Annotated in this window: 23 protein-coding genes, 1 tRNA gene and 1 pseudogene; 13 read left to right on the plus strand and 12 right to left on the minus strand. The window is 70.0% G+C overall.

The window, feature by feature from the left end:
• The first annotated feature begins 182 nt into the window (after positions 1 to 182).
• Entirely contained in the window at positions 183 to 656 is a 474-nt protein-coding gene (locus tag OIE69_RS29005) for a hypothetical protein (protein ID WP_326576852.1), read from the plus strand.
• Between the two features lie 54 nt (positions 657 to 710).
• Here OIE69_RS29005 and OIE69_RS29010 read toward each other — a convergent pair whose 3' ends face one another.
• From OIE69_RS29010 to OIE69_RS29025, 4 genes and pseudogenes are all read right to left on the minus strand, one after another.
• Positions 711 to 1469, minus strand: a complete 759-nt coding sequence (locus tag OIE69_RS29010; protein WP_326576853.1) for a DUF6928 family protein — start codon at positions 1467 to 1469, stop codon at positions 711 to 713.
• Positions 1470 to 1812: 343 nt separating this feature from the next.
• Positions 1813 to 3048 (minus strand): tyrosine-type recombinase/integrase, encoded by a 1236-nt coding sequence (locus tag OIE69_RS29015; protein ID WP_326576854.1) that lies wholly within the window; start codon positions 3046 to 3048, stop codon positions 1813 to 1815.
• Positions 3048 to 3203 carry a helix-turn-helix domain-containing protein gene (locus tag OIE69_RS29020; protein ID WP_326581442.1) on the minus strand — a complete coding sequence of 52 codons (156 nt, stop codon included), beginning with the start codon at positions 3201 to 3203 and terminating at the stop codon, positions 3048 to 3050. Before OIE69_RS29020 ends, OIE69_RS29015 begins: the two co-directional genes overlap by 1 nt.
• Positions 3190 to 3906, minus strand: a pseudogene (locus tag OIE69_RS29025) (replication initiator); the annotation flags it as partial. The pseudogene OIE69_RS29025 and the gene OIE69_RS29020, both read right to left, overlap by 14 nt.
• A gap of 187 nt (positions 3907 to 4093) precedes the next feature.
• Between OIE69_RS29025 and OIE69_RS29030 the strand changes: the two are divergent.
• Entirely contained in the window at positions 4094 to 4507 is a 414-nt protein-coding gene (locus OIE69_RS29030; RefSeq protein WP_326576855.1) for an SCO4402 family protein, read from the plus strand.
• A gap of 176 nt (positions 4508 to 4683) precedes the next feature.
• Here OIE69_RS29030 and OIE69_RS29035 read toward each other — a convergent pair whose 3' ends face one another.
• Complete coding sequence (locus tag OIE69_RS29035; protein WP_326576856.1) at positions 4684 to 5142, minus strand: DUF4279 domain-containing protein; 459 nt, start codon at positions 5140 to 5142, stop codon at positions 4684 to 4686.
• 542 nt (positions 5143 to 5684) lie between these two features.
• Between OIE69_RS29035 and OIE69_RS29040 the strand changes: the two genes are divergently transcribed.
• Positions 5685 to 6104, plus strand: a complete 420-nt coding sequence (locus tag OIE69_RS29040; RefSeq protein WP_326576857.1) for a hypothetical protein — start codon at positions 5685 to 5687, stop codon at positions 6102 to 6104.
• 343 nt (positions 6105 to 6447) lie between these two features.
• Here the strand turns inward: OIE69_RS29040 and OIE69_RS29045 are convergent, their stop codons facing one another.
• The 4 genes from OIE69_RS29045 to OIE69_RS29060 form a co-directional block, all read right to left on the minus strand.
• Positions 6448 to 7038 (minus strand): DUF4240 domain-containing protein, encoded by a 591-nt coding sequence (locus OIE69_RS29045; RefSeq protein WP_326576858.1) that lies wholly within the window; start codon positions 7036 to 7038, stop codon positions 6448 to 6450.
• Positions 7039 to 7239: 201 nt separating this feature from the next.
• Positions 7240 to 7317, minus strand: a tRNA-Ser gene (locus tag OIE69_RS29050).
• Positions 7318 to 7354: 37 nt separating this feature from the next.
• Positions 7355 to 8032, minus strand: a complete 678-nt coding sequence (locus OIE69_RS29055) for a DUF6193 family natural product biosynthesis protein (RefSeq protein WP_326576859.1) — start codon at positions 8030 to 8032, stop codon at positions 7355 to 7357.
• Between the two features lie 295 nt (positions 8033 to 8327).
• Positions 8328 to 8864, minus strand: coding sequence for a hypothetical protein (locus OIE69_RS29060; protein ID WP_326576860.1), 537 nt, complete (start codon positions 8862 to 8864; stop codon positions 8328 to 8330).
• Positions 8865 to 9023: 159 nt separating this feature from the next.
• Between OIE69_RS29060 and OIE69_RS29065 the strand changes: the two genes are divergently transcribed.
• From OIE69_RS29065 to dnaE, 6 genes are all read left to right on the plus strand, one after another.
• On the plus strand, positions 9024 to 10340 hold the full coding sequence (locus OIE69_RS29065) for a DUF2252 domain-containing protein (protein ID WP_326576861.1): 1317 nt from the start codon (positions 9024 to 9026) through the stop codon (positions 10338 to 10340).
• 74 nt (positions 10341 to 10414) lie between these two features.
• Complete coding sequence (locus OIE69_RS29070; protein ID WP_326576862.1) at positions 10415 to 11059, plus strand: hypothetical protein; 645 nt, start codon at positions 10415 to 10417, stop codon at positions 11057 to 11059.
• Between the two features lie 53 nt (positions 11060 to 11112).
• Positions 11113 to 11919 (plus strand): thioredoxin domain-containing protein, encoded by an 807-nt coding sequence (locus tag OIE69_RS29075; RefSeq protein WP_326576863.1) that lies wholly within the window; start codon positions 11113 to 11115, stop codon positions 11917 to 11919.
• A 127-nt stretch (positions 11920 to 12046) separates the two neighbouring features.
• Complete coding sequence (locus OIE69_RS29080) at positions 12047 to 13711, plus strand: alkaline phosphatase D family protein (protein WP_326576864.1); 1665 nt, start codon at positions 12047 to 12049, stop codon at positions 13709 to 13711.
• Positions 13712 to 13999: 288 nt separating this feature from the next.
• Positions 14000 to 14974: a zinc metalloprotease gene (locus tag OIE69_RS29085; RefSeq protein ID WP_326576865.1), complete on the plus strand. Its 975-nt coding sequence runs from the start codon at positions 14000 to 14002 to the stop codon at positions 14972 to 14974.
• 115 nt (positions 14975 to 15089) lie between these two features.
• Positions 15090 to 18668 (plus strand): DNA polymerase III subunit alpha, encoded by a 3579-nt coding sequence (gene dnaE, locus OIE69_RS29090; RefSeq protein ID WP_326576866.1) that lies wholly within the window; start codon positions 15090 to 15092, stop codon positions 18666 to 18668.
• 92 nt (positions 18669 to 18760) lie between these two features.
• On the opposite strand, the gene OIE69_RS29095 is transcribed toward dnaE, so the two are convergent.
• Entirely contained in the window at positions 18761 to 18931 is a 171-nt protein-coding gene (locus tag OIE69_RS29095; protein WP_326576867.1) for a hypothetical protein, read from the minus strand.
• A 204-nt stretch (positions 18932 to 19135) separates the two neighbouring features.
• Between OIE69_RS29095 and OIE69_RS29100 the strand changes: the two genes are divergently transcribed.
• The 4 genes from OIE69_RS29100 (at position 19136) to OIE69_RS29115 (ending at position 23068) form a co-directional block, all read left to right on the plus strand.
• Positions 19136 to 20383, plus strand: a complete 1248-nt coding sequence (locus OIE69_RS29100; protein ID WP_326576868.1) for an NYN domain-containing protein — start codon at positions 19136 to 19138, stop codon at positions 20381 to 20383.
• Between the two features lie 60 nt (positions 20384 to 20443).
• A complete protein-coding gene (locus tag OIE69_RS29105; RefSeq protein WP_326576869.1) occupies positions 20444 to 21457 on the plus strand; it encodes an ABC transporter ATP-binding protein in 1014 nt (337 codons plus the stop codon).
• 103 nt (positions 21458 to 21560) lie between these two features.
• Positions 21561 to 22391 (plus strand): ABC transporter permease, encoded by an 831-nt coding sequence (locus OIE69_RS29110; protein WP_392567581.1) that lies wholly within the window; start codon positions 21561 to 21563, stop codon positions 22389 to 22391.
• 68 nt (positions 22392 to 22459) lie between these two features.
• Positions 22460 to 23068 (plus strand): ABC transporter permease, encoded by a 609-nt coding sequence (locus OIE69_RS29115; protein ID WP_326576870.1) that lies wholly within the window; start codon positions 22460 to 22462, stop codon positions 23066 to 23068.
• Positions 23069 to 23223: 155 nt separating this feature from the next.
• Here the strand turns inward: OIE69_RS29115 and ybaK are convergent, their stop codons facing one another.
• Positions 23224 to 23724: a Cys-tRNA(Pro) deacylase gene (ybaK, locus tag OIE69_RS29120; protein ID WP_089221937.1), complete on the minus strand. Its 501-nt coding sequence runs from the start codon at positions 23722 to 23724 to the stop codon at positions 23224 to 23226.
• A gap of 17 nt (positions 23725 to 23741) precedes the next feature.
• The gene (locus OIE69_RS29125; protein WP_326576871.1) at positions 23742 to 24449 is read right to left on the minus strand and encodes an LON peptidase substrate-binding domain-containing protein; all 708 of its coding nucleotides are present in this window, start codon (positions 24447 to 24449) and stop codon (positions 23742 to 23744) included.
• Positions 24450 to 24519: the final 70 nt, after the last annotated feature.

Consider the following 24519-nt stretch of genomic DNA (forward strand, 5'->3'; position numbering starts at 1 on the left):
GTACGAGCACGGCCTGGAAACAGGGGAGTGGCCCCGGACGTCTTGCACGGTGGGCCGACGCCGCCGGCCGCTGGTCCGGCGGGGCCGCTACGATCGGCGTATGACGTCACATCAGGCGGATGCCGCGTAGGTCGCCGCGCGAGGTGAGGGCCGCCGGGTCCGATGGGCGAGGCGATGGTGCGGTGAGTTCGCTGCTCATCGGCACATGTCCGGGGCGGCCGGGGTGCGTTGCCGTTCACACGTACCTCTTCGTCGACGGTCTCGACGTGGTCGCGCGCAGCGACAGCAGGATGGCCGGCCTCGATCCGCGGCGCCTGCTCCGGCCGGGCGGGCCGCTCCATCCGGCGGACATGCCGCATGAGGTCGAGGTGGCAGCCGAGGAGCAGCCCGAGCCGGGGCCGGACAGGCTGAGCATCCGGGTCCGACTCCGGGGCGGGACGGTCATCTGGTCCGGCCTGCAGTACCCCGGCGACGACGGCAAGGCCGTCGAAGAGGTGCGCTTCCGCCTGGAGCAGTACCTGGGCGAGATCGAGCGGGCATACGCGGTCGTCACCGCCGGCCGGCCTTCCTGCGGTGCGGTCACCGCGGCCGGGGCGCGCCTCTTGCCGGTCGTTTCGTCGACGGGTCCACCTGCGGTCCCCGACCACTGGTCATAACGTCGCTTCGGTCACGCAGTCGCTCGCACTGCTTCGGGACGAAGAGGCCGTGAGCTAAAGGCCTTCGCGCTCGATCAGTGAGCCGTCAGGGCTCAGTGTGTAGAAGCGCGGCGGAGGCATGGCTTCGACGGCTCTGCGCAGCTCCGCTTCCTGTTCCGCGGGATCAGGCCCCTGCGGGTTCCGCACGTGGAATCCGTACAGCTTGAGGGCGTTCGCGTCGACGTCATCCGGCTCGGGACGGCCCTCCTGGATGAAGCCGCAGAGCGCGCGCAGAGCGTCTTCGCCCAGATCCAGGGGGTGAAAGGGCAGGGCGTACGGCTCTGCCTCCTCGCCGGGCCACGGGATGACATCGGCCGGGTGGTCTCCGGCCCAGTAGGGCAGCTCAAAGGGGAGCGGTTCGCCGATGTTCTCGATGATGCCGTTGTCCGGCGACAGACTCAGGGAGCGGACAAGGTGTCCGTCTTCCCACACCGCGAACGCGAGCCAGTCGACGACGCTGTGCATGGCGTGCAGAACAAGCCGTCGGCCGGCGCTTGCCGCGACGAGGTGTCCGGTGAGCTGGGAAGGGGCGTCGATCATCACCTCCTGATCCGCGATGACCTCCACGCCCGGCCAACTGGCAGCGTACGCCGTGCCATTCGGGGGGTACGTGCCGTCCGAGAGGGTCGAGCCCTCGCACTCCTCGATCTCCCAGCCTGGGTAGAGCTGACGCATCGTGGAGGTCGTCCGGTCCAGGTCCGCCGCCCCTACTTGTCGCAGCAACCCCGGTGCATCGCCATCTGCGTACACCAGCAGCCCCGTCTTGGCTCCCAAAGCCCCTCCCCAGAGTGTTGCCCTTGGTGGCGGACGCACCATAGCCGCACGCACTGACACGCGCCCAAAGTCGCGAGCGGGCAACGGCATTGCCCGTTGGCGCGCGGGCCGCACAGGGTGACATCGACGACCCGGAGTGTCGGTAGTCGCCAGCGTCCGTGCTGCCGCGGACCGCGAATCGAACTTCGCAAGCGGGTGTCGCCCTGCGAAGCGGCCACCGTCGTGGGGCCGTCCTAGGGGTGTGGAAGGTGGGGAGCGTCTTGCGGAGCCGCAGCTCAGTTAGGTGGCTGCTCAGTAGACCGATTAGAGAGCCCATAAGTCCCTGACCTGCGCGCGAGCCCCATCATTCCCCGTCTGGGGCCATGGTGGGGCCGTCATCGCCTCTCGGGCCGCCGAAGACTCGGTCAACGGCCTCCTTGGTGCGCTTCTCGCTGCTCGGCATGAGGTGCGTGTAGGTCCGCAGCGTGAACCCCGCGTCGTAGTGACCGAGGTATTCACTCAGCGCCTTGATGCTCTCCCCGGCATCGAGCAACACCGAGGCGTAGAAGTGGCGCAACGCGTGCATGCCGTTCTCGCGGGCATGTGGGACACCTGCCGCAGTGAGCGCCGGGCGCCAGATCACGCGATTGAAGACGTTGCGGTTCAGCTCCCGGGAGTCGTCGCCGTAGAAGAGCAGATCCGCCGTGACTGGAGGCCCGTCCAAGACCTTCCACGGCAGCGTGACGGACATCGGCGGATGCCGGGTGATGTGATCGTCCAGCACCGCAGCGACCGAGTCAGGCAAGGGGACGTCCCGGAGCTTGCCGCCCTTCGGCGGGGCGAAGACCGGGCGGTTGCCGATCAGCTTGACCTGGCGCACTACGTGGACCACCGAGTCCAAAGCGTCCACACCATCCACTGCTAGGCCGAATATCTCGCCCTGGCGAAGACCGCACCCGCCGGCCACGTCCACCATGGGGCGGAAATGATGGGGCAGCGCTCCGCGAACTGCATGCACCCGGTCACGGTGCCAGGGCACGAGGCGACGAGCGTCGAGACGAGGCGCCCGAACCGCTGTCGAGCGACAGGGATTCTGGAAGATCAGCCGGTCCTCTACCGCAGCCGTCAGCAACGTCGATAGGTTCGCGAAGATCACGCGCCGGTATGTGGCCGCAAGGTTCTGTCGTTCCAGCTCGCGAAGCCAGTCCCGGAGATGCGAGGGACGTAACGCTCCCAAGGACCGCGCGCCCAGGTACGGCAAGATGTGCAGTCGGATGCGCTGCTCCGTCCCCGCGTACGTGCTTGGGTCCATCGACAGCGAGTTCAACCACTGGGCCGCGTACTGGCTCAGCGTCATCCGTCCGGCAGAGGGATCGACGTAGCGTCCCTGCCGCAGGTCAGCCGAGATCTCCGCCAGCCAGGCCTCCGCTTTGCGCTTCTGCTTGTCAGGGAACGACTGGCTCTTCTCGGTGCCATCTGGGCCGACATACCGAGCTCTGTAGCGCAGGCCGACGCCGTACCGGTCGGTCTTGACCTTGACTGCCTTGCCATCCGGCCCGGTCTTGGTCGTGTACCAGCGGTCTTGGATGTGTCCCGGCATCAGGCGGCCTCGCCTTCGAGGAGGCTGGCGACCCAGGCGCGGACGTCTTCGGGGTCGTAGCGCAGGTGCCGGCCGACCCGGAAGCCGCGGGGACCGATGCGCTTACGGCGCCACTGGTAGACCGTCTCCAGCGGGACGCCCAGGAGGTCGGCCAGGTCGACGGGGGTGAGGTAGCGGGTCGGGAGCGGTCGGGCCGCGCTTTTGGTACTCGGCGACCTTGCCGAAAGAGACCCGGCAGACCTCCTTCATGGCGGTCTGGGAGAGTCCGGCGCGGGCGGCGATCTCCCGGCGCAGGTAGATGGTGAAGCGCCGCCACAGGTCACCTGCGTGGTTGTTCCACAGCACCGCGCCCGCGTAGTCGTACCGGTCGGGATCGAGCGGGGTGCCGATATCGGGGTCGTGCTCGCCGTGGGCGGTGCCGCAGCGGCAGCGGCCGGTGTCGGGGCGGTTGTGGACCGGCCCGAACGAGGGGGCTGTCAGGGTGGCGAACACCTTCGGGTGCGTGCGGACCGCCACCGGGACGTCCTTGCGCTCATCGCCGGTCAGCCCGGCTCGGATGAGGTGGAAGGTGTCGCCCGCGTAGGTCCAGGCGCACGAGGGGCAGCGCGAGGCGCGGCGGTTGCCGCAGGCCACCCGTAACCGGCCCCCCGGCTCACCGTCGGTGGAGTACGAGTAGAGGACCTGCCCGGTGGCGGCGTCGCGGGTGACCGTGAGCCCTTGCGGGTGGATCGGGTCGGCGCAGCCGCCGGTGCGCTGGATCTGTTCCCGCCACCGCTCGAACCCGGGGTCGTTGGCGAGCCGCAGCGCGTCGGCCAGGGTGTGGGGGTCGGTGCCGCAGGCGGCCGCAGCATCAGCCACAGCCGCCAGGGCAACAGGCGTCAGGGTCACGCGACCACCGCCACCGGGCCGGTGAACAGGGCGGCGCGGACGGCGGTGTTGTGGCGCATGCAGGCCGTGAACAGCGGGCTGTCGTGGCAGGCCTCGCCGACCGCATGGCGATCGCGTAAGACTTCCCGGTCATGCAGTACATAAGTAGGCTCGCGGCGTGACAGACCACGGCATTGAGTTCCCGGTCTTCCGACTCCACGTCGTGCCGGCGGTCCTGGCACTCGCGAGCCCGTCGTGGCAGCGCGATGTCTGGCTGCGGCCGGAGGAGTTCGAGGATCTGGACTACGTGGTCAACGTGCTCTTCGACGACTTCTGCGACGCAGACGATCCCGCGCCGTGGTTGGGCAAGAGCCTACGCACGCAGGAGGAGGTCACGCTGATGAAGGAGCTTGGCGAGGCGTACTCCGTCGTGCAGGAACAGGTAGGCCGAGGAGCCCAGGATCAGGACTACCTGGACAGTCCAGAGTGGGGTTCGGTCATCAAAATCGCAGCCAAGCTGGCGCAAGTGATGGTGACCAATGACCTCCAGGCGGCGGCCCTCCTGCACTACGAGCAGTCCCAGCATGGCTAATCCGACTGCTCATGCCGACCGGGAAATCTCAGGCGGTGTCTAGGTTCAGTTGATGTTTGACGGATTGGTGTCGGGTGACGCTTGACGTCTGGCCTAGACATCGCAGCCGACTATCTTGTCCGGTGGAATTTCCCTTAGATCCCTTTCGGAGGTGATCGTCCGTCCTGTAGGCGTAGTCAGTCCGGGGTCATGTCGTACTCGTCGACATCCAGAGCTGCGCCGGTGGCGGCGAGAAATCTCAGCACGTCAGGGTCCAAGTGCCAGCCGAACAGGTTGGGCTGATCCGACGCGGCGGCTCCGTGAGTGGTCTCGTCGTCGTTGAAGTAGCGCACGACTTCCAGCACGGCACTGCCATATTCCTCATCCTCAGCCGCCAACCTCGCCGCAAGTTCAGCGATGCGATCCGTGTGCGGGCCGAGTCTGTCCAGGAGCCGCGCGACTAGCTCGTCAACCGACAGGCCAGGCTCACGGCACACGACCTTCCAACGATGGGTGATCGGCAGAGTCGGCGAATCGGCCCTGCGGCTTCCACGCACGGTCGTCTCGTCGGGCTCGATGCCCAACCACGCGGTCATCTCTTGTGCGGTTGTGCGGCTGCTGCTCAAGGCGAAGTAGACGTACTGGCGAAGCGGCATTGCGCGAGCGTAGCCCTGGACCTGTCGTAGGCGCTCGCCGCGTCGGCAACGAGTCAGGCAGCCCGTCCGGGCGTCGCCACCCGAATCAGACGCACACAGCCAAGCCGAGGCAAGCGGTGTCAAGCATCAGGTGAAGCCACACTGTCAACCAACAACCGAGACACGACATCGCCGCCAGCGGCAGCCGAGTTACGGATTTCTCTACCTCATCAAGGCGCTCCCGCCGCGCAGAGCGCGGCGGCGCGCGGCCCGGCGTCTCGGGCCGACGCTCCTGTCTTCGCCCCGCTCCGGCCCGGCCGCCGGCCGCCCGCCAGACGGCGAAGGGTTGGTTGAGGAGAAACCCGCTGGGGCTGGGGCGGTCGTCTCCGCGGCTTTACGCAGCCACCATGGGGCGAGCCTCGAAGATCGGGGGCCCACTTCGGGCTATTGCGGGCAGCCGAGGTGCTGCCCGAGTCGCGATGAGCTTACGGGCCCCCGATCTCTCGCCCCATGGCGGCTCCTGCCCAAAGCCGCTACGTCGACCTCAGCTGTACGGTGCCCCCGTGAACGAAGAGAACGAATGGGGGCTGCGACCTCTCACCCCAAGCGAGACCGACCGTCTTCGGGAGCTCGCCGAGGCGGTGGGGGAAGATCTGGGCCAATTCGGGCTCACTTTGTACAACCGGGAGGCGCCAGATTGGGAGACAGCGGCTGGCGGGCTGGAAATCGAAGTAGACGCGTTCGATGATGCCGCGGGCGGGATCTGGCTCCACTGGACGGTACATCCTGCTCTCCGCCGTGCGAGCCTCGAGGCCCATCAGAGTGGGAGGCCAAACGATTCCGTGATCCGAGCTGCGGGGCACGTTCACGAACGGATGGCGTCAGCGATCCTGTCCATGTTGAAAGCGCTCGGATACGTCGCCGAGAACAGCAACGATGACTATCGCCCCTTTGCGATCAAGGTTCTCTCTGGACCCCGCTGATCCCAGGGCCGTGCCCCTCGCTCCTAAACGGTGGCGCGACAGTGCTGTACAGCAGCGGAGTACAGCAACCTCCGCGCCCACACCGACCGCCGCCCGCTCCAGGAAACCGCCTGACATCCCCAGCAGACCTCAGCGACCGTCGCGCCCATAGTTCGCATCGAGGGGATCGGGCGTGCCACAGCCGTGCCAGGTGAGGCGGTGCCGAGCGGGGAGCCACGGGGAACAGCGGTGACGGGACCGCGTTGCCGCAGGTCAGCGTCCGCCCAGGTGAGGCAGGGTTCGCAGCCTCAGTCTTCCAAACTGGAGCTCCAGGCCAGGCAGCAGCCCCCAACGCGCCGGGATCTCATGTCCCGACGGTGAGCGGGAAGACGCTGCTCAACCTCGGCAGTTTGCGGCTTGCCTCCTCTTCATCGCGGACGTCCCAACGCTCGCCGGCGGGGTCTCGGGGCCCCACATCACTACTCGCCCGGGCATTCACGGCGTCGTAGAACGCATCGCCGCAGTCGTCGGATTCTCCAGCCACCAACTCATGGGCTTCGAGCGCAACGTAATCGAGCGACTCCCATCCCGGCCAGGCATCGCCCCACTCGCTCCGGGGACGCCCCACCAGACGCCGGACCTCAGGCGTGCGGGCCAGGGCGTCAGGATCGGCCACCGCGCGTTCGAAAGCCTCGCGCCCCAGCCCCACCATCCAGAGACCGAAATAGCAGAAGCCGTCGTCCGAACACCAACCGCCGAAGATCCGCTCTGCGGCTGCCACCAGATCCCAGGTGAACGCATCCGCAGTCACCTGATTCAGGCGTACCTGAAACTCCACGATCTCCGCTGGTGACCTCTGCGACAACTCACCGCGCAGCCACTCAAGCCGATCATCCCGACTCAGGGCTTGCTGTCGGCACGCCTCGATGAGAGACCAGAAGGAATCAATGTCCACGTGGGCACTCTGCCAGGCGTCTCTGACAAGACCTGTCGGGCCTGCCCCTGAATCGTGCAGTCCTTCCCAGGCGTCGTGCCCCTGGCGTGCCCGATCGCACGGGAAACCACGGGGAACCACGGTGCCATCGCGCACGAAGAAGGGGCGCCCCCGTGTCTTGGGGCACCCCTTCTGTCCAGCGCCTTCGCCGGCCTACTGCGGAGAGTGTGGGATTTGAACCCACGGTGACATCGCTGCCACGACGGTTTTCAAGACCGCGGACCAGAGCCAGACGGAGCCTGGCGACGCTCGGCCTCGGTCCCCGCTTACCAGGCGCTCAGCCAAGCGAACGGAAACAGGCTGCCGCGACCTCAAGTGCCTCGTCCAACGACGTCACTTCCCTCCGGAACTCACCCGGGAACATGGTCACTCGGTAGTCGGCTTCCGACAGCGGTGTGACCTTCACCAGGCCGGCGTCCATCTCGAATGGCTTCCGGCTCAGCATCAAGCTCCCGTGGCTGATGTCCGGGTAAAAGTGACGCAGTTCAGGATGGTCGTGGGCCGCCTGAATGAATGGCCGATCACACAGGTGCCATGCGCTGGAGAGAAGCTGCCTCCACTTGGTAGGGACCGGGTTGCCGTCTTCAAACGCCTGCGCCAGTTCGCTCCAGCTCATAAATGGGAAGCGTTCATGCAGCTCCCGCAGAGTGCATCCTCGGCGCCACGAGGCTGCCGCTTCCACCACGGCGGCGAGTTCGTCCGTCCAACCACTCGTCAGCGGGAAGGTCTTGTGGCGCTGAAACCGCACATGGATCATCCCGTCCGAGCCCAGGGACACGAGGATCGGCCCCCTGTCGCTGACAGCCTCCACCTCGTCATAAGAGCCAGCCACTGGCCGGACCACGCCCAGGTCAAATCCTTGCGTCATCGCGATGTGCTTCATGCGTTGGGCCAGGTCGTCCTGCTGCGTAGCATCGGAATCGGTCGCCCCCGCGCCTTGGTCACCTGTCGTCATGCCCGCCCCCGCCAATGAGATATCAAGCGAGTCACAGTACGCCGTGCCACTTGGAGGAAGGCCAGACAGGGCCCAGCGGTTGAGCGATGGAGAGGCGGGCCGTCTGTGGGCCGTCCGAGGTTGACCGGCAGTAGCGAGCGTTGCCGCACTGTCGTTTCCCGTGCGACCTGATCCCGGGCCGTCTGTGGGCCGTGCGAGGTCACCCGACACCGACCAACAACGACAGAAGCCCACGGCATCTGAGCTGGTCAGAGCCGTGGGCTACTTCTGTCCTACTGGTCAGCCGGACCGGGGATCAGTAGACCGATATGTGCACATGGTCGAAGTGGTTCTGCGTGATGGACCCGCGGTCCTCCATCAGCTTCCACCCCTGCTGCGGGAGTCGGCTCGACCAGATGTGCTGCTTGTAGATGACGTACCAGATGCCGTATTCGTCCGCGTGCTCCCGCACCCAGGCCACGATGGCCTCGCCCAGGACGTCGGGTTTGCCAGTGGCCTTCTCGCCGGCGGGCATCAGCATGAAGTCGCAGGCGCGGCCGAGGGGGTGTTCGCCGCCGCCGGCGATGCCGCCTTCCTCGCGGTAGCAGCCGGGGGCGCCCTCCAGGCCGCGGGGGCCGAACTCCTTGACGACGGCCTCGCGGACGGCCTCCATGCGCGCGGTGATGTGCTGGGGCCCGCGGGGTTGCTCCTTCGGCCAGTTGGCCGCGCGGACCTGCGCGGAGAGTGTGGGCCACGCAATAGCGGCCAGTACGAGGCCGCCGATCAGCAGCAGCCCGAATATGGTGCGCCGCCGGCCGCGGCGCGCGGTGTCCCGCCCCCTGGTGGTGTTCATCGCAAGCCAGAACGTTCGATCCTGGCCGGAAGTGCCCGGTTGGAACGCCGGGCGACGGTGACGCGAATTACGCCCCGCCCGGGTTCGTCGCCGGGCACGCGAGCGTACGCTCCTGCGTTGACCCGGCAGACACGGACCAGCCCAGGAGGCACTGCACCGATGGCCACAGGCATGACGACGGACGAAGAGCGCGGCGAGCGGATCCTCGAGGTCTTCGGCACCGCGTTCGGGGAGCTGCTGGCGGCCGATCCGGCCGCGTTCCGGGTCAAGTTCCGCAAGATGGCGGCGTCGGCGTTCGCCTTCTACCGGGGCACCGCGTGCCTCTACTACGCCGACCTCGCCGACGCCGAGGACAGCGGCCCGTTCCTGGACGAGCGCACGTCCCGGGTGTGGATCCACGGCGACCTGCACGCCGAGAACTTCGGCACGTACCTGGACGCCAACGGCCGCCTGATCTTCAACGTCAACGACTTCGACGAGGCCTACGTCGGCCCGTTCACCTGGGATCTGCAGCGCTTCGCCGCCTCCATAGCCCTGATCGGCTACAGCAAGGCGCTGGCCGACGACGTGATCTCCGGTCTGGTGCGCAGCTACGCCACCGCCTACCGCGAGCGCATCCGGGCCCTCGCCCAGGGCGAGGCCGTCCCCTCCCTGGCGCTGGACTCCGCCGAGGGCCCGCTGCTGGAGGCGCTGCGCCACGCCCGCTCGCAGACCCGGGTGGCACTGCTGGACTCGATGACGGAGATCCGCGCCTGGGACCGCCGCTTCACCGAGGGCGGCGGCGCGGTGGATCTGGACGGCGGCACCCGCGAGAAGGTGCTGCGGGCCTTCGAGGCGTACCTGGACACGCTGCCGGAGACCAGCCGGATCAACCCGGAGAGCCACCGGGTCAAGGACGTCGTGGGCCGTCGCGGCGTGGGCATCGGCAGCGCGGGCCTGCCCTCGTACAACATCCTCCTCGAGGGCCACACCGACGCCCTGGAGAACGACGTCGTCATCTACATGAAGCAGGGGCAGACGCCGGCGGTCTCCCGGCACATCACCGACCCGGCGGTGCGCGACTACTTCCGCCACGAGGGCCACCGCACCGTGATCTCGCAGCGCGCGCTGCAGGCGCACGCCGACCCGTACCTGGGCTGGACCGACCTGGACGGCGTCGGCCAGCTGGTCGCGGAGGTGTCGCCGTACGCGGTGGATCTGGACTGGTCGGACATCGACGACCCCGAGCAGATCGAGGCGGTCGTCGCGGACCTCGGCCGGGCCACCGCCGGCATGCACGCGGCGGCGGACGACGAGAGCGGGCACTCCCTTGTGCCGTTCTCCACGGAGGACGCCATCGACGCGGCCATAGCGCGGGACGAGGAGGGCTTCACCGAGTCGCTGGTGGAGTTCGCCCACTCCTACGGCGCCCGGGCCCGCGCCGACCACCAGATCTTCGTGGACCTGTTCCGCAACGGCCGCATCCCGGGGCTCTGATCCGGGGGTCTTGCCCCGGGCCTTGTTCCGGGGTTTAGGCACTGCTTACACACCGGCATGACACACTCTGCGCCATGGAAGGGACCGGACCCCGGCTGAGGGCACTGCGCGCGGGATGCTTCGCCGCGCTGTGCGTGACGCTGTCCGCGACCGCCCACATCATGCTCTCGCGGGAGCCCCTGCCGATGACGACCACGGCGGGGGCCTTCGCGGGCGTCTTCGCGGTCGCGTACGCGCTCGGCCGCCGCGAGCGCGGCTACTGGCCGATCGCCGGCCTGCTCGTCCCGCTGGAACTGGCCGTCGACACGCTGTTCACCGCCGGTCAGAACACCTGTTACGGCCCCGGCGGCGGTCCCGTCACCGGTTCGTGGCGCTCGATCAACGAGGCGCTGGTCTGCCACGGCGACGTCGGCGGCTCACTCGCCACGGCGCCCGGGGTGTCCGGCACCGGCACCTCGCCGTGGCTGCTGCTCCTGGCGCACGTCTGCATCGGCCTGGTCGCCGCCGGGTGGCTGCGGTGCGGTGAGGACGCCCTGCACCGCCTGCTGCGCGCCGCCTTCGGGCCGCTGCTCGTCGCGGTGGCCGTCTTCCGGACGGCCGGGCCGCGCGGCACCACCCGTCCTGGCGCGGCCGGGCCCATGGCCGCCGCCCCGGCGCTGCCCCTGCTCCTGCACTCCGTCGTACGGCGAGGGCCGCCCGCCCGCCTCGGCTTCCGCTGAGCACGGCGCCCCACCCCTCACCCACGTACGTACGAGTCGGAGATCACACCACCATGAGCAAGCGAAACAGCCAGGCCGCCAAGAACGCCGCCCGTGAGCGGCTGCGCGTCGAGCGCGAGCGGCAGGCGAAGCGGGACAAGCTGCGGCGGCAGCTCGTCGTCGGCGGCAGCGTCCTGGGCGTGCTGGCGCTCGGTGCCGGCATAGCCGTGGCCGTCGTCAAGATGAACGCGCCCACCTACTGGGAGAAGGCGGCGGACAAGCCGCTGGTCAAGCCGGCCAACTCCTCGGGCAAGAACGGCACGTCGATCGTCATCGGCGACGAGAGCGCCAAGCACACGCTGAAGGTGTACGAGGACCTGCGCTGCCCGGTGTGCGCGCAGTTCGAGCAGACCTCGGGCGAGACCGTCCAGAAGGACGCCAAGGACGGCAAGTACAAGATCTCGTACACCATGGGTGCCTTCCTCGACGACCGCCTCGCCCAGGGGCAGGGCTCGAAGAAGGCGCTGAGCGCGCTGGGCGCCGCCCTGAACGTCAGCAAGGACGCGTTCGTCCAGTACCACGCCCTGCTGTACTCCAAGGACGTCCACCCCGAGGAGACCAAGGACGACTTCGGCAGCGCCGACAAGCTGATCGAACTGGCGCAGAAGGTCGACGCGCTCAAGGGCAACAAGACCTTCGACAACGCGGTCCGCAACGGTACCTACGACAAGTGGGCGCTGACCATGGACCAGCAGTTCACCGACGACGGCATCCAGGGCACGCCCACCGTGAAGCTCGACGACAAGCCCATCGAGAGTCCGCAGGCGATGACCGCCGACCAGTTCACGGCCGCGGTCGACCAGATCATCGGCAAGGGATAGCACCGGCCCGCGGGCCGCTTCGCCCTCCGGTCGCAGGCGTCGTGCCGGGGACCGGAGGGCGAAGTCCTTCCGAACTCCTGTGCACGGGGTCCCGGAAAGGGGTTACTGACGCGTAATCTGACCGGCCGTGACCGAGACCTCTGCACCCTCACAGACCTCATCGAGAACACCCAGCCGCCGTTCGGTCGTCAAGGCCGGCGCAGTTGTGACCGGCGCCGCGCTGATACCGCTGACGGCCGGCACCAGCCCCGCGTCCGCCGCCGCGGAGCCCGCCTTCCTGCACGGCGTGGCCTCCGGCGACCCGCTGCCCGACGGCGTGCTGCTGTGGACGCGGGTGACCCCCGTCCCCGAGGCCGTCCCGGGCTCCGGGCTCGGCCCGGCGGCCGAGGTGGGCTGGACCGTCGCCCGGGACAGGGCGTTCACCTCCGTCGTGGCGACCGGTACGGCCACCGCGACGGCCGCCTCCGACCACACCGTCAAGGTCGACGTGCGCGGCCTGCAGCCCGCCACGGACTACTGGTTCCGCTTCACCGCCGGCGGCGTGACCTCGCCGGCCGGCCGCACCCGTACCGCGCCCGCCGAGAACGCCACCGCCGACCGGCTGCGCTTCGGCGTGGTCTCCTGCGCCAACTGGGAGGCCGGGTACTTCTCCTCGTACCGGCACCTGGCCGCCCGCGGCGACCTGGACGCCTGGCTGCACCTGGGCGACTACCTCTACGAGTACGGCACCGGGGCATACGCCGCCCGCGGCACCGTCGTCCGTCCGCACGCGCCCGCCCACGAGATCGTCACGCCGGCCGACTACCGCACCCGGCACGGCCGCTACAAGACCGACGCCGACCTGCAGGCGCTGCACGCGGCGGCCCCGGTGGTGGCGATCTGGGACGACCACGAGTTCGCCAACGACGCCTGGTCCGGCGGGGCCGAGAACCACACCGAGGGCGCGGAGGGCGCCTGGGCGGCCCGGGTGGCAGCGGCCAAGCAGGCCTACTTCGAGTGGATGCCGGTGCGTGCCTCGATCGCCGGCACCACCTACCGGCGGCTGCGCTTCGGCAGGCTCGCCGACCTGTCCCTGCTCGACCTGCGCTCCTTCCGCTCCCAGCAGGCCTCGATCGGCAGCGGCTCGGTGGACGACCCGGACCGGACGATCACCGGCCGGGCCCAGCTGGACTGGCTGAAGGCCGGTCTGAAGACCTCGGACACCACCTGGCGCCTGATCGGCAACTCGGTGATGATCTCGCCGGTCGCCTTCGGCGCCCTGCCGGGCCACCTGCTGGCGCCGCTGGCCAAGCTGCTCGGCCTGCCCGCCGAGGGCCTGGCGGTCAACGTCGACCAGTGGGACGGCTACACCGACGACCGCCGCGAACTCCTGGCGCACCTGCGGGACAACGGCATCCGCAACACGGTCTTCCTGACCGGTGACATCCACATGGCCTGGGCGAACGACGTCCCGGTGAAGGCGGCGACCTACCCGCTGTCGGCCTCGGCCGCGACCGAGTTCGTGGTCACCTCGGTCACCTCCGACAACCTCGACGACATCCTCGAGGTGGCCCCGGGCACCGTCTCCACGGTCGCCGAGGCCGCCGTGAAGGCCGCCAACCGCCATGTGAAGTGGCTGGACATGGACTCCCACGGCTACGGCGTGCTGGACATCACCGGTGAGCGGGCGCAGATGGACTACTACGCGCTCTCCGACCGCACCGACCCGAACGCCTCCTCCACCTGGGAACGTTCGTACCGCACCCTGTCGGGCACGCAGAAGGTCGAGCGGGTCTACTCGCCCATACGCTGAGCCGCCGAACGTCGCTTTCCGGCCGCTCCCCGCGTCGTGCGGGGAGCGGCCGTGGCGGGGCGGTTGGCAGGAGAGCCCCCGGGTCCGAATCCGGACACACCGCCCGCCCCGCGCTCCGGGGACGTCGCGCGGGCCGGCGCGGACCCTCAAGGGACCTTCGTTGTCTAGGGATTCCCCTCTGTCCGTCAATGGGCCGGAAGAGGGCTGCACCGGTTCTGGCATGGACACATAACCTCCGGGCGGCGAGGAGGAAATTCCTCCCGTACGTCCCACGAGGAGTGCCCCCACATGTCACGCACCCCCCGTTCCCGCCGTCTCGTCGGTCTCGCCGCCGTGGCCGGAACCCTGGTCCTGCTTCCCCTCACCGGCGCCACGGCCACCGTGAGCTACGCCTCCGCGCACACGAGAACCCCCGCCGAGCAGTGCGCGGACAGCGGCGACGCCGCGGCCCGCAGGATGAAGGGCTCCACCGCCCACGAGCCCAACGCCGTCAGCGACGCCACCGCCCGGGCGATGGACGCGGACCTGAGGAAGCGCGTCGCCGAGGCCAAGGCCGAGGGCAAGGGCTCCCGGGTCGCCGCCGCCGCGGCGACGACTATCCCGGTCTACTGGCACGTCATCCACAGCGGCAGCACCGGCAAGCTCAGCGCCTCCGCCATCTCCGGCCAGATAGCGGTGCTCAACGCCGCCTACGCGGGCCAGGGCACCGGCAACGTCGACTCCGGCTTCCGGTTCTCGCTGGTCGCGACGGACTACACCGACAAGGCCGCCTGGTACAACCTGACCGAGGGCTCCTCGGCCGAGACCGCGATGAAGACCGGCCTCCGCAAGGGCGGGGCGAGCGCGCTCAACATCTACTCGGCCAACCTCCAGGAGGACCTGCTCGGCTGGGCCACCTTCCCGAGCTGGTACGCCGGCAACCCCAAGGACGACGGCGTCGTGATCCTCGACGCGTCCGTGCCGGGCGGTTCCGCCACCAACTACGACCAGGGCGACACCGCCACCCACGAGGTCGGCCACTGGATGGGCCTCTACCACACCTTCCAGGGCGGCTGCGGCGCCAGCGGCGACTACGTCTCCGACACGCCCGCCGAGAAGACCGCCGCCGGCGCCTGCCCGACCGGCCGCGACACCTGCACGGCCAGTGGCGCGGACCCGATCCACAACTTCATGGACTACACCTACGACTCCTGCATGTACCAGTTCACCGCAGGCCAGGTGAGCCGTATGAAGAGCTCCTGGACCGCCTACCGGGCGAGCTGACGCCACCGTCCGCGTCCGGCCGGTCACGGGGCCGGCCGGGCGCGGCGGAGGGGTGGGAATGGCATCGGCTGTCGGACCCCCGGCGTAGGATTCCAACGCCGCCAGATGACGACCGATGCCGGAGGTGTCGCTTCCCGTGACCACGCCGTTCACCCACCTGCATGTCCACACCCAGTACTCCCTGCTCGACGGGGCGGCGCGACTCAAGGACATGTTCAAGGCCTGCGGTGAGATGGGCATGACGCACATCGCCATGACCGACCACGGCAACCTGCACGGGGCGTACGACTTCTTCCACCAGGCCAAGGGCGCCGGGATCACGCCGATCATCGGCATCGAGGCGTACGTGGCGCCGGAGTCCCGGCGGAACAAGCGCAAGGTCACCTGGGGCCAGCCGCACCAGAAGCGCGACGACGTCTCGGCCTCCGGTTCCTACCTGCACAAGACCATCTGGGCGGCGAACGCGACGGGTCTGCACAACCTCTTCCGGCTCTCCTCGGACGCCTACGCCGAGGGCTGGCTGACCAAGTACCCGCGCATGGACAAGGAGACCATCGCCCAGTGGTCGGAGGGCCTGATGGCCTCCACCGGCTGTCCCTCGGGCGAGGTGCAGACCAGGCTCCGCCTCGGCCAGTTCGACGAGGCGGTGAAGGCCGCCGCCGAGTACCAGGACATCTTCGGCAAGGAGCGGTACTTCCTGGAGCTGATGGACCACGGCATCGAGATCGAGCGCCGGGTCCGCGACGGGCTGCTGGAGATCGGCAAGAAGCTCGGCATCCCGCCGGTCGTCACCAACGACTCGCACTACACCTATGCCAGCGAGGCCGACGCCCACGACGCGCTGCTGTGCATCCAGACCGGCAAGAACGTCTCCGACCCGGACCGCTTCCGCTTCGACGGCACCGGCTACTACCTGAAGACGACGGACGAGATGCTCGGCATCGACTCCTCCGACGCCTGGCAGGAGGGCTGCCGCAACACCACGCTGCTCGTCGCGCAGCAGGTGGACACCGACGGCATGTTCCAGGCGCGGAACCTGATGCCCCGCTTCGACGTCCCCGAGGGCTACACCGAGGTCACCTGGTTCCGCGAGGAGACCATGAGCGGCATGCGGCGCCGCTACCCCGGAGGCATCCCGGACGACCGGATGAAGCAGGTCGAGTACGAGATGGACACCATCATCCAGATGGGGTTCCCGGGCTACTTCCTCGTCGTCGCCGACTTCATCATGTGGGCCAAGAACAACGGCATCGCCGTCGGCCCCGGCCGAGGCTCCGCGGCCGGCTCGATCGTCGCGTACGCCATGGGCATCACCGACCTCGACCCGATCGACCACGGTCTGATCTTCGAGCGCTTCCTCAACCCCGAGCGCATCTCCATGCCCGATGTCGACATCGACTTCGACGAGCGCCGGCGCGCCGAGGTGATCCGGTACGTCACGGAGAAGTACGGCGCCGACAAGGTCGCCATGATCGGCACCTACGGCACCATCAAGGCCAAGAACGCGATCAAGGACTCCGCCCGCGTCCTGGGCTACCCGTACGCAGTCGGCGACCGCCTCACCAAGGCGATGCCCGCCGACGTCCTCGGCAAGGGCATCCCGCTCTCCGGCATCACCGACTCCGCGCACCCCCGCTACAGCGAGGCCGGCGAGATCCGCTCGATGTACGAGAACGAGCCGGACGCCAAGAAGGTCATCGACCTCGCCCGCGGCGTGGAGGGCCTGGTCCGGCAGATGGGCGTGCACGCCGCCGGCGTGATCATGTCCAGCGAGCCGATCGTCGACCACGCCCCGGTCTGGGTGCGGCACTCCGACGGCGTCACCATCACGCAGTGGGACTACCCGAGCTGCGAGTCGCTCGGCCTGCTGAAGATGGACTTCCTGGGCCTGCGCAACCTCACGATCATGGACGACGCCGTCAAGCTGGTGAAGGCCAACAAGGGCGTCGACATCGAGCTGCTGGCCCTGCCCTTCGACGACCCCAAGACCTTCGAACTGCTGGGCCGGGGCGACACCCTCGGCGTCTTCCAGTTCGACGGCGGCCCCATGCGCTCCCTGCTGCGCATGATGAAGCCCGACAACTTCGAGGACATCTCCGCCGTCTCGGCCCTCTACCGGCCGGGCCCGATGGGCATGAACTCGCACATCAACTACGCGCTGCGGAAGAACAAGCAGCAGGAGATCACCCCGATCCACCCGGCGCTCGAGGCCCCCCTCAAGGAGGTCCTCGACGTCACCTACGGCCTGATCGTCTACCAGGAGCAGGTGCAGAAGGCCGCCCAGATCATCGCCGGGTACTCCCTCGGCGAGGCCGACATCCTCCGCCGCGTCATGGGCAAGAAGAAGCCCGAGGAGCTGGCGAAGAACTTCACCATCTTCCAGGAGGGCGCCCGGAAGAACGGCTACGGCGACGACTCGATCCAGGCGCTGTGGGACGTCCTGGTGCCGTTCGCCGGCTACGCCTTCAACAAGGCGCACTCCGCCGCGTACGGCCTGGTCTCCTACTGGACGGCCTACCTCAAGGCCAACTACCCGGCCGAGTACATGGCGGCGCTGCTCACCTCGGTGCGCGACGACAAGGACAAGTCGGCGATCTACCTCAACGAGTGCCGCCGCATGGGCATCAGGGTGCTCCCGCCGAACGTGAACGAGTCGGACGCCAACTTCACCGCGCAGGGTGACGACGTCATCCTGTTCGGCCTCACCGCCGTCCGCAACGTCGGCCAGAACGTGGTGGACTCGATCATCCGCTGCCGCAAGTCCAAGGGGAAGTACACCTCCTTCCCCGACTTCCTCGACAAGGTCGAGGCCGTGGTCTGCAACAAGCGCACCGTGGAATCGCTGATCAAGGCCGGCGCGTACGACGAGATGGGGCACACCCGCAAGGGCCTCACCGAGCACTACGAGCCGATGATCGACAACGTGGTCGCGGTGAAGCGCAAGGAGGCCGAGGGGCAGTTCGACCTCTTCGGCGGCATGGGCGACGAGACCGCGGGCGACGAACCGGGCTTCGGCCTCGACGTCACCTTCTCCGACGTCGAGTGGGACAAGACGTACCTGCTCGCGCAGGAGCGCGAGATGCTCGGCCTGTACGTCTCCGACCACCCGCTCTTCGGCATCGAGCACGTCCTCAACGACAAGGCGGACGCCTCCGTCTCGGCGCTGGCCGGCGACTACTCCGACGGCTCGATCGTCACCATCGGCGGCATCATCTCCGGTCTGCAGCGCAAGATGACCAAGCAGGGCAACGCCTGGGCCATCGCAACCGTCGAGGACCTCGGCGGCTCCATCGACTGCATGTTCTTCCCTGCCACCTACCAGTTGATCTCGACCCAGCTCGTCGAGGACGCCGTCGTCTTCGTCAAGGGCCGGCTCGACAAGCGCGAGGACGTCCCGCGCCTGGTGGCCATGGAGCTGATGGTCCCCGACCTCACGGACGCCGGGACCAACGCCCCGGTGACGATCTCCATCCCGACGGTGAAGGTGACCCCGCCGCTGGTCGCCCGCCTCGGCGAGGTCCTCGCCAGCCACAAGGGGAGCACCGAGGTCCGGGTGCGGCTGCAGGGTGCCCGCAAGACGACGGTGCTGAGGCTCGACCGCCACCGTGTCACTGCCGACCCGGCACTCTTCGGCGACCTCAAGGCCCTCCTGGGCCCCTCCTGTCTCGCCACCGCCCAGCAGCAGGCGGGCTGATCACGCGCCGAGCGAGCCGGCGGACGCGCCGAGGGTGGCACCCCTTCCGGAAGGGGTGCCACCCTCGATCATGAGCGACCGGTGCCTGCGCGCTAGTTGTGGCCGAACTTCTTCTGCCGCTTCTGCGACACGTGCGGTTCGGCGCCCGGGACCGTCATCGCCGGCTCGCGTCCGCCTGCGCTCTTCGCGTGCTCTTCGGTGGTCGCGGCGCTGCGGTCGTGCTGCTGGCCGGTACGTTCGCCCCGGTTCTTGTTCTTGCCCACGATTCCTCCTTGGGGGAAATCTCGGATGATGGGCCGCACTCAGGCTTGCACGGGAGTACGAAGGTCGCATTTCGGGCAGTTGCAGAGTGTGGCGCGCCGGTGATCGCGTAACCGGTCACAACGCCCCCGTGTTCGGGCAGACTCGGGGCAACAGTGTTACCGGGGGGTCGGACGGCAGGACTTTCGGAGAAGAGGGTGAGACCGATGGACCGCTGCGTCGTCCTCGTGGACGCCGGCTACCTGCTCGGAGCCGCCGCGAGCCTCCTCGCCGGAGAGCCCTCCCGGTCCCGGATCACCGTCGACCACTCCGAGATCGTCGCGGGTCTGCGGGAGCGCGCCGAGAAGGAGACCGGCCAGCCGCTGCTGCGGATCTACTGGTTCGACGGCGCCCCCGACCGCGTACCGCAGCCGGAGCACCGCAGGCTGCGCGTGATGCCCCGCGTGACGGTCCGCCTCGGCGCGCTGACCCGCACCGACGGACGCTGGGCGCAGAAGGGCGTCGACGCGGCCATGCACGCCGAGCTGTCCGAGCTGGCCCGCAACCGCGCCTGCTCCGACGTCGTCCTGGTCACCGGCGACGGCGACCTCCTGCCCGGCATGATGTCGGCCAAGGAGCACGGCGTCGCCGTCCACCTGTGGGCCGTGCAGGCCGCGGACGGCGACTTCAACCAGTCCGAGGACCTGGTCGCCGAGGCCGACGAGCGGCGCGTCCTGGACCGGGAGTGGATCACCCGGGCCATCCACGTGCGCGAGCCCGCCGGGGTCTGCGCACCGCTCACCCCGCGTCCCGAGATCGCCGCGATCCTCTCCGCGCCGCTGCCCGAGACCGCCCAGGGGGCCGAGTCGCAGCCCGCGGCCGACCAGCCCGCGGAGCCGGCCGCCGCCGCGCCCCAGGTCGTCACCGCCGAGCGCAACGGCACCCGCCCGAGTCCCGAGGCGCCCGCCGCCACCGCCGGCAGGGGCCTGGTGCCCACCCCCAAGGACGTCGCCGGCATCGTCCACCGCGGGCACTCCTCGCCGCACCCCGCCTCCCCGGCCGCCACCGGCGCCACCCTGCGCTGGTCCTCCGACCGCGGGCTGGTCGGCGGCGTCGAGGGCGCCGACGCGACCCTGCCCACGCTGGCCCAGCTCACCAGCGCCGAACAGCGCTGGGCGGACCGCGAGGAGGACATCACGGCCGTCAGCGGCGACCCGTACGAGGTCGGCCAGGTCTTCGCCCGCCGCTGGATCGGCCGGCTCGCCGACACGTCCCACCTCCAGGTGCTCTCCGCCGAGTACCCGCGCGTCCCGCACCGCATCGACGGCGAGCTGCTGCGCTACGCCGCCCGGTTCGGACTGCTGGCCCACAAGGACGACCAGATCGACGAGCACGACCGTTACGCCATCCGGGCGGGCTTCTGGCGGGAGATCGACGCCCGCGCCGTCGTCGCGAGGGCCTCTCCGGGCGAGTGAGCGCACCGGATCCGACCCTGCGGCATGTCCCGGCCGGGATGCAGCGTAGGCTCGGTCCTCGTGAGTACGGGCACGGAACAGGGCGCCACCGCGCGGACGGCGGTGGTGGTGACCGTGCGCGGGCTGGTGAAGAGCTACCCGGCCGGGCGGGGCCGGCGCGGCGCCGCGAGCGCCCCGGTACGCGCCAACGACGGCATCGACCTGGACATCCGGGGCGGTGAGATCTTCGGGCTGCTCGGCCCCAACGGTGCCGGGAAGACCACCCTCGTACGCCAGTTGACGGGGCTGCTGCGCCCCGACGCGGGCGGCGTCGAACTGCTCGGCCACGACATCGTCCGGCACCCGGAGCGCGCGGCGCGGCTGGTGGGCTACCTCGGTCAGGAGTCGAGCGCGCTGGACGAACTGACCGTCGCCCTCGCCGCCGAGACCACCGGGCGACTGCGCGGTCTCGACATCAGGGCCGCGCGCGCCGAGCGGGACGCCGTCCTGGAGGAACTGGAACTGACCGCCCTCGCCTCGCGGCCGCTGAAGCGGCTGTCGGGCGGGGAGCGACGGCTGGCCTGCTTCGCCGCCGCCCTGGTGGGCGAACGGCCCGTGCTCGTGCTGGACGAGCCGACCACCGCCATGGACCCGGTCGCCCGGCGCGCGGTCTGGGCGGCGGTCGACCGGCGGCGCGCCGAACGCGGCACCACGGTTCTGCTGGTCACCCACAACGTGATCGAGGCGGAGACCGTGCTCGACCGTGTCGCGGTCATCGACGAGGGCCGGGTCATCGCCTGCGACACCCCGGCCGGGCTCAAGGCGCTCGTCGCCGACGAGGTACGGCTGGACCTGGTGTGGCGGGACGAGCCCCCGCTGGCCGTGCCCGGCGTGGCGGCCCTGCGCGAGACCGCCCGCGTCACCGGGCGCCGCTGGACGCTGCGGCTGCCGCAGCAGCGGGCCCGCGCCGTGGTCGCGGAGCTGACCGGCGGCCCGGCCTTCACCGCGCTCGACGATTTCACCCTGACGGCGCCGAGCCTGGAGGATGTCTACCTGGCGCTCGGCGGTCGGAGGAAGGGGCTGGTCAAGGCGTGAACGGTGGCAACGGCGGAGACCTGACCCCGGACCTGGACCGGAGCGTGGACCGGAACGTGAATCTGGACGAGGCGCACGGAACGGCGCGGCGGGGCGGCGCGGAGTGACGATCATCTCCGCGGGCGCGGACACCCGGACGGCGGCACCGGCGGCGACCGCAGCCCCCCTGGGCGCGGAGGCCGCGACGCTCGCCCCGCGGGCCCGGTTGCTGCCGGCGATGGCCGCGGTGTACCGGGCGCAGATGTCCCGGGCGAAGGTCGCCCGGATCCCGCTGTTGTTCGTGGCGACCTTCCAGTCGGTCGGCATCATGATCATGATGAGGGGCGTCGTCGACGGCGGCCCGGCCGCGCGCGCTGTCGTGGCCGGATCGAGTGTGCTGGTCGTCGCCTTCGTGGCGCTCAACCTGCTGGCCCAGTACTTCGGGCAGCTGCGCGCCTCCGGCGGGCTCGACCACTACGCGACCCTGCCGGTGCCCCCGGCCGCCGTGGTGCTGGGCGCGGCCGGCGCGTACGCCTCCTTCACCGTGCCCGGGACGCTCGTGACGGCGGGCATCGGCTGCGCGCTGTTCCAGCTGCCCTTCGCGAACCTGTGGATCCTCGTCGCGGTCATCCCGCTGGCGGGGGCAGCGCTGTCCGGGCTGGGCGCGGCGCTCGGGCTGCTCGCGCCGCGCCAGGAGCTGGCCACCCTGGCCGGCCAGCTCGGCATGTCCGCGGCGCTGCTGCTGGGCGTGCTGCCGGCCGGCAACCTCCCCGAGCCCATCCGCTACCTACGGGACCTGCTGCCCTCCACCTACGGTGTGGAGGCCCTCATCCGCAGCTTCGACGACCACCCCGACTGGCTGGCGGTCACCGCCGACCTGTCGGTGTGCGCGGCCGTGGGCCTGGTGTCGCTGGCGGCGGCCACCTGGGCCTACCGTCGTGCCGCCTGCCGGTGACCCCCGGGGTGCGGTGGCGGTGAGGTGCCGGTGACGCGGGCCACGGACGGACCTGGCACGATGGCAGAGTGACCGCACCCCTGACCCCCCACGACCAATGGCCGCCCGCGCCGCTGCCGCCGTTCCCGGAGCAGGAGAGCCGCATGGACCCCGTCCGGGAGCTCAAGAGCGGCGCGCTGACCGCGGTGCTCGTGGCCGTGGCGGGTGTGGTCCTCGGCCTGCTGTGGCTGTGGCTGGCGCCGCGGATCCCGCTGGTCTCCGACGGCAAGGCGGTCTACCTCAAGGACACCGAGGGGGAGCAGGCGATCGGCGCCGACGGCACCTTCGTACTGCTCGGGCTCGGCATCGGGGTGCTGACCGGGGCGGTCGTCTTCTGGCGGAACCGGCGTGGCGGCGTCGGAGTCGTCCTCGGCATGGCCGCGGGCGCCGTACTGGGCTCCGTGCTGGCCTGGCGGCTGGGCACCTGGCTCGGCCCCACCAGTGACCTGATCGCGCACGCCAGGGCGGTCGGCGCGAAGAAGGTGTTCGACGGCCCCCTCGAGCTGCAGGCCAAGGGCGCGCTCCTGGCCTGGCCCATAGGGGCCGTCCTCACCCATCTGGTGCTCACCACGGGCTTCGGCCCGCGCGACGAGCAGCCCCCCGCCGTGGACTGGAAGCCGCCGCCCGCGGGCATCTGACCCAGGGCCCGGAGGTCACGCCGGGCGCCTGCCGTGGTTGGCCTTGCGCTTCTTGATCCGCCACCTGCGCTTGCGGGTGCGCTTGGACATCGGGCCTCCCTGTGCCCGGTGCGCTTCCGGGCAGAGTGCGCCCGTACGGCCCCGCCGTCCAGGGGTCAGGCGCGTCCGATCGGTGCGACGACCGCGTCCGTGAGCCGCACCAGGTCCTGCGGTGCCAGTTCGACCTCCAGGCCGCGCTTGCCGGCCGAGACGAAGACCGTGGCGTGCTCCAGCGCGGACGCGTCCACCACCGTGCGCAGCCGCTTGCGCTGCCCCAGCGGGGAGATACCGCCCCTGACGTAGCCGGTCGTCCGCTCGGCGGCGGCCGGGTCCGCCATGCCGGCGCGCTTCCCGCCGGCCGCGGAGGCCAGCGCCTTCAGGTCGAGCGAGCCCGCGACGGGGACGACGGCGACGGTCAGCGCCCCGTCCACGTCGGCGACGAGGGTCTTGAAGACCCGGTCGGGGGAGGTGCCCAGCGCCTGTGCGGCCTCCTCCCCGTAGCCGAGCTCCGAGGCGGGGTCGTGGGCGTACGCGTGCACGGTGAAGGCGGCGTTCGCCTTCTCCAGGGCGACGGTGGCGGGCGTGCCGCCGGAGGATGACTGCTTCTTCTTGGCCATGGCGCTGCGAGGATACGTCAGTTCGGGCTCGGCACCTGGCGGGTCAGGTCCACGGCGGGCAGGGCGCCCAGCTTGTCGATGACGGCCGCCTCGCGGCGCAGCAGCCGCAGTTCCTCCGCCAGCCGGGCCGCCGTGTCCGGCGCCTCCAGCAGGGCCTGCTTCGCCGGGGTCCCGGCGACGGTCGCGGCCGCCACCAGGTACGACAGCACGGTCGGGTCGTCCGGCAGTTCCTGGCTCCCCGCCAGGCTCCGCTCCCGCGCACCGGCCAGCCGCTTCTGGTAGGTGCGGAACGCCCGCGCCACGTCGGCCGCCAGCGCTCCCGAGCCGGTGCCGGGCTCCTCCGCCACCTCCTCGACCTCACCGGTCAGGTAGGGCCCCGAGGCGTCCACCGACAGCAGCCGGAAGCGCGTCGTGCCGGTCGCCACGACGTCGAAGCCGCCGTCCTCGCGCTCCCCGATCGTCGCCGCGTCCGCGGTGCAGCCCAGCGCGTACAGCGCCCCGGACAGGTCCGCCGCGTACCCGGCCGCCGCCTTCTCGGCCCCCGCGGGGGCGACCTCGTGGCCGTCGCGGATCGCCACGACGCCGAACCGGCGCGGTGCGTCCTCCGGCAGGGCCAGCAGGTCGCGGAAGAGCGCGCGGTAGCGCTCCTCGAAGACGTTCAGCGGCAGCACGAGCCCCGGGAAGAGGACGGAGCCGAGCGGGAAGAGCGGAAGACGAGCGGTCACGGTCAGCAAGCCTAGGGCCTGCGACGGCCACCCCCCATCGTCGCCCTCGTCCCGCCCCGTCCGTTTTCGC

This window comes from Actinacidiphila glaucinigra (genome assembly GCF_035918135.1).
GTDB classification, from domain to species: domain Bacteria; phylum Actinomycetota; class Actinomycetes; order Streptomycetales; family Streptomycetaceae; genus Actinacidiphila; species Actinacidiphila glaucinigra.

Bases quoted from the DNA above. Each gene is read 5' to 3' on its own strand.
- OIE69_RS29015 (WP_326576854.1), bottom strand. From the start codon at position 3,048: ATGCCGGGACACATCCAAGACCGCTGGTACACGACCAAGACCGGGCCG.
- OIE69_RS29035 (WP_326576856.1), bottom strand. From the start codon at position 5,142: ATGCCGCTTCGCCAGTACGTCTACTTCGCCTTGAGCAGCAGCCGCACA.
- OIE69_RS29055 (WP_326576859.1), bottom strand. From the start codon at position 8,032: ATGACGACAGGTGACCAAGGCGCGGGGGCGACCGATTCCGATGCTACG.
- OIE69_RS29060 (WP_326576860.1), bottom strand. From the start codon at position 8,864: ATGAACACCACCAGGGGGCGGGACACCGCGCGCCGCGGCCGGCGGCGC.
- OIE69_RS29065 (WP_326576861.1), top strand. From the start codon at position 9,024: ATGGCCACAGGCATGACGACGGACGAAGAGCGCGGCGAGCGGATCCTC.
- OIE69_RS29070 (WP_326576862.1), top strand. From the start codon at position 10,415: ATGGAAGGGACCGGACCCCGGCTGAGGGCACTGCGCGCGGGATGCTTC.
- OIE69_RS29075 (WP_326576863.1), top strand. From the start codon at position 11,113: ATGAGCAAGCGAAACAGCCAGGCCGCCAAGAACGCCGCCCGTGAGCGG.
- OIE69_RS29085 (WP_326576865.1), top strand. From the start codon at position 14,000: ATGTCACGCACCCCCCGTTCCCGCCGTCTCGTCGGTCTCGCCGCCGTG.
- dnaE (WP_326576866.1), top strand. From the start codon at position 15,090: ATGCCGGAGGTGTCGCTTCCCGTGACCACGCCGTTCACCCACCTGCAT.
- OIE69_RS29100 (WP_326576868.1), top strand. From the start codon at position 19,136: ATGGACCGCTGCGTCGTCCTCGTGGACGCCGGCTACCTGCTCGGAGCC.
- ybaK (WP_089221937.1), bottom strand. From the start codon at position 23,724: ATGGCCAAGAAGAAGCAGTCATCCTCCGGCGGCACGCCCGCCACCGTC.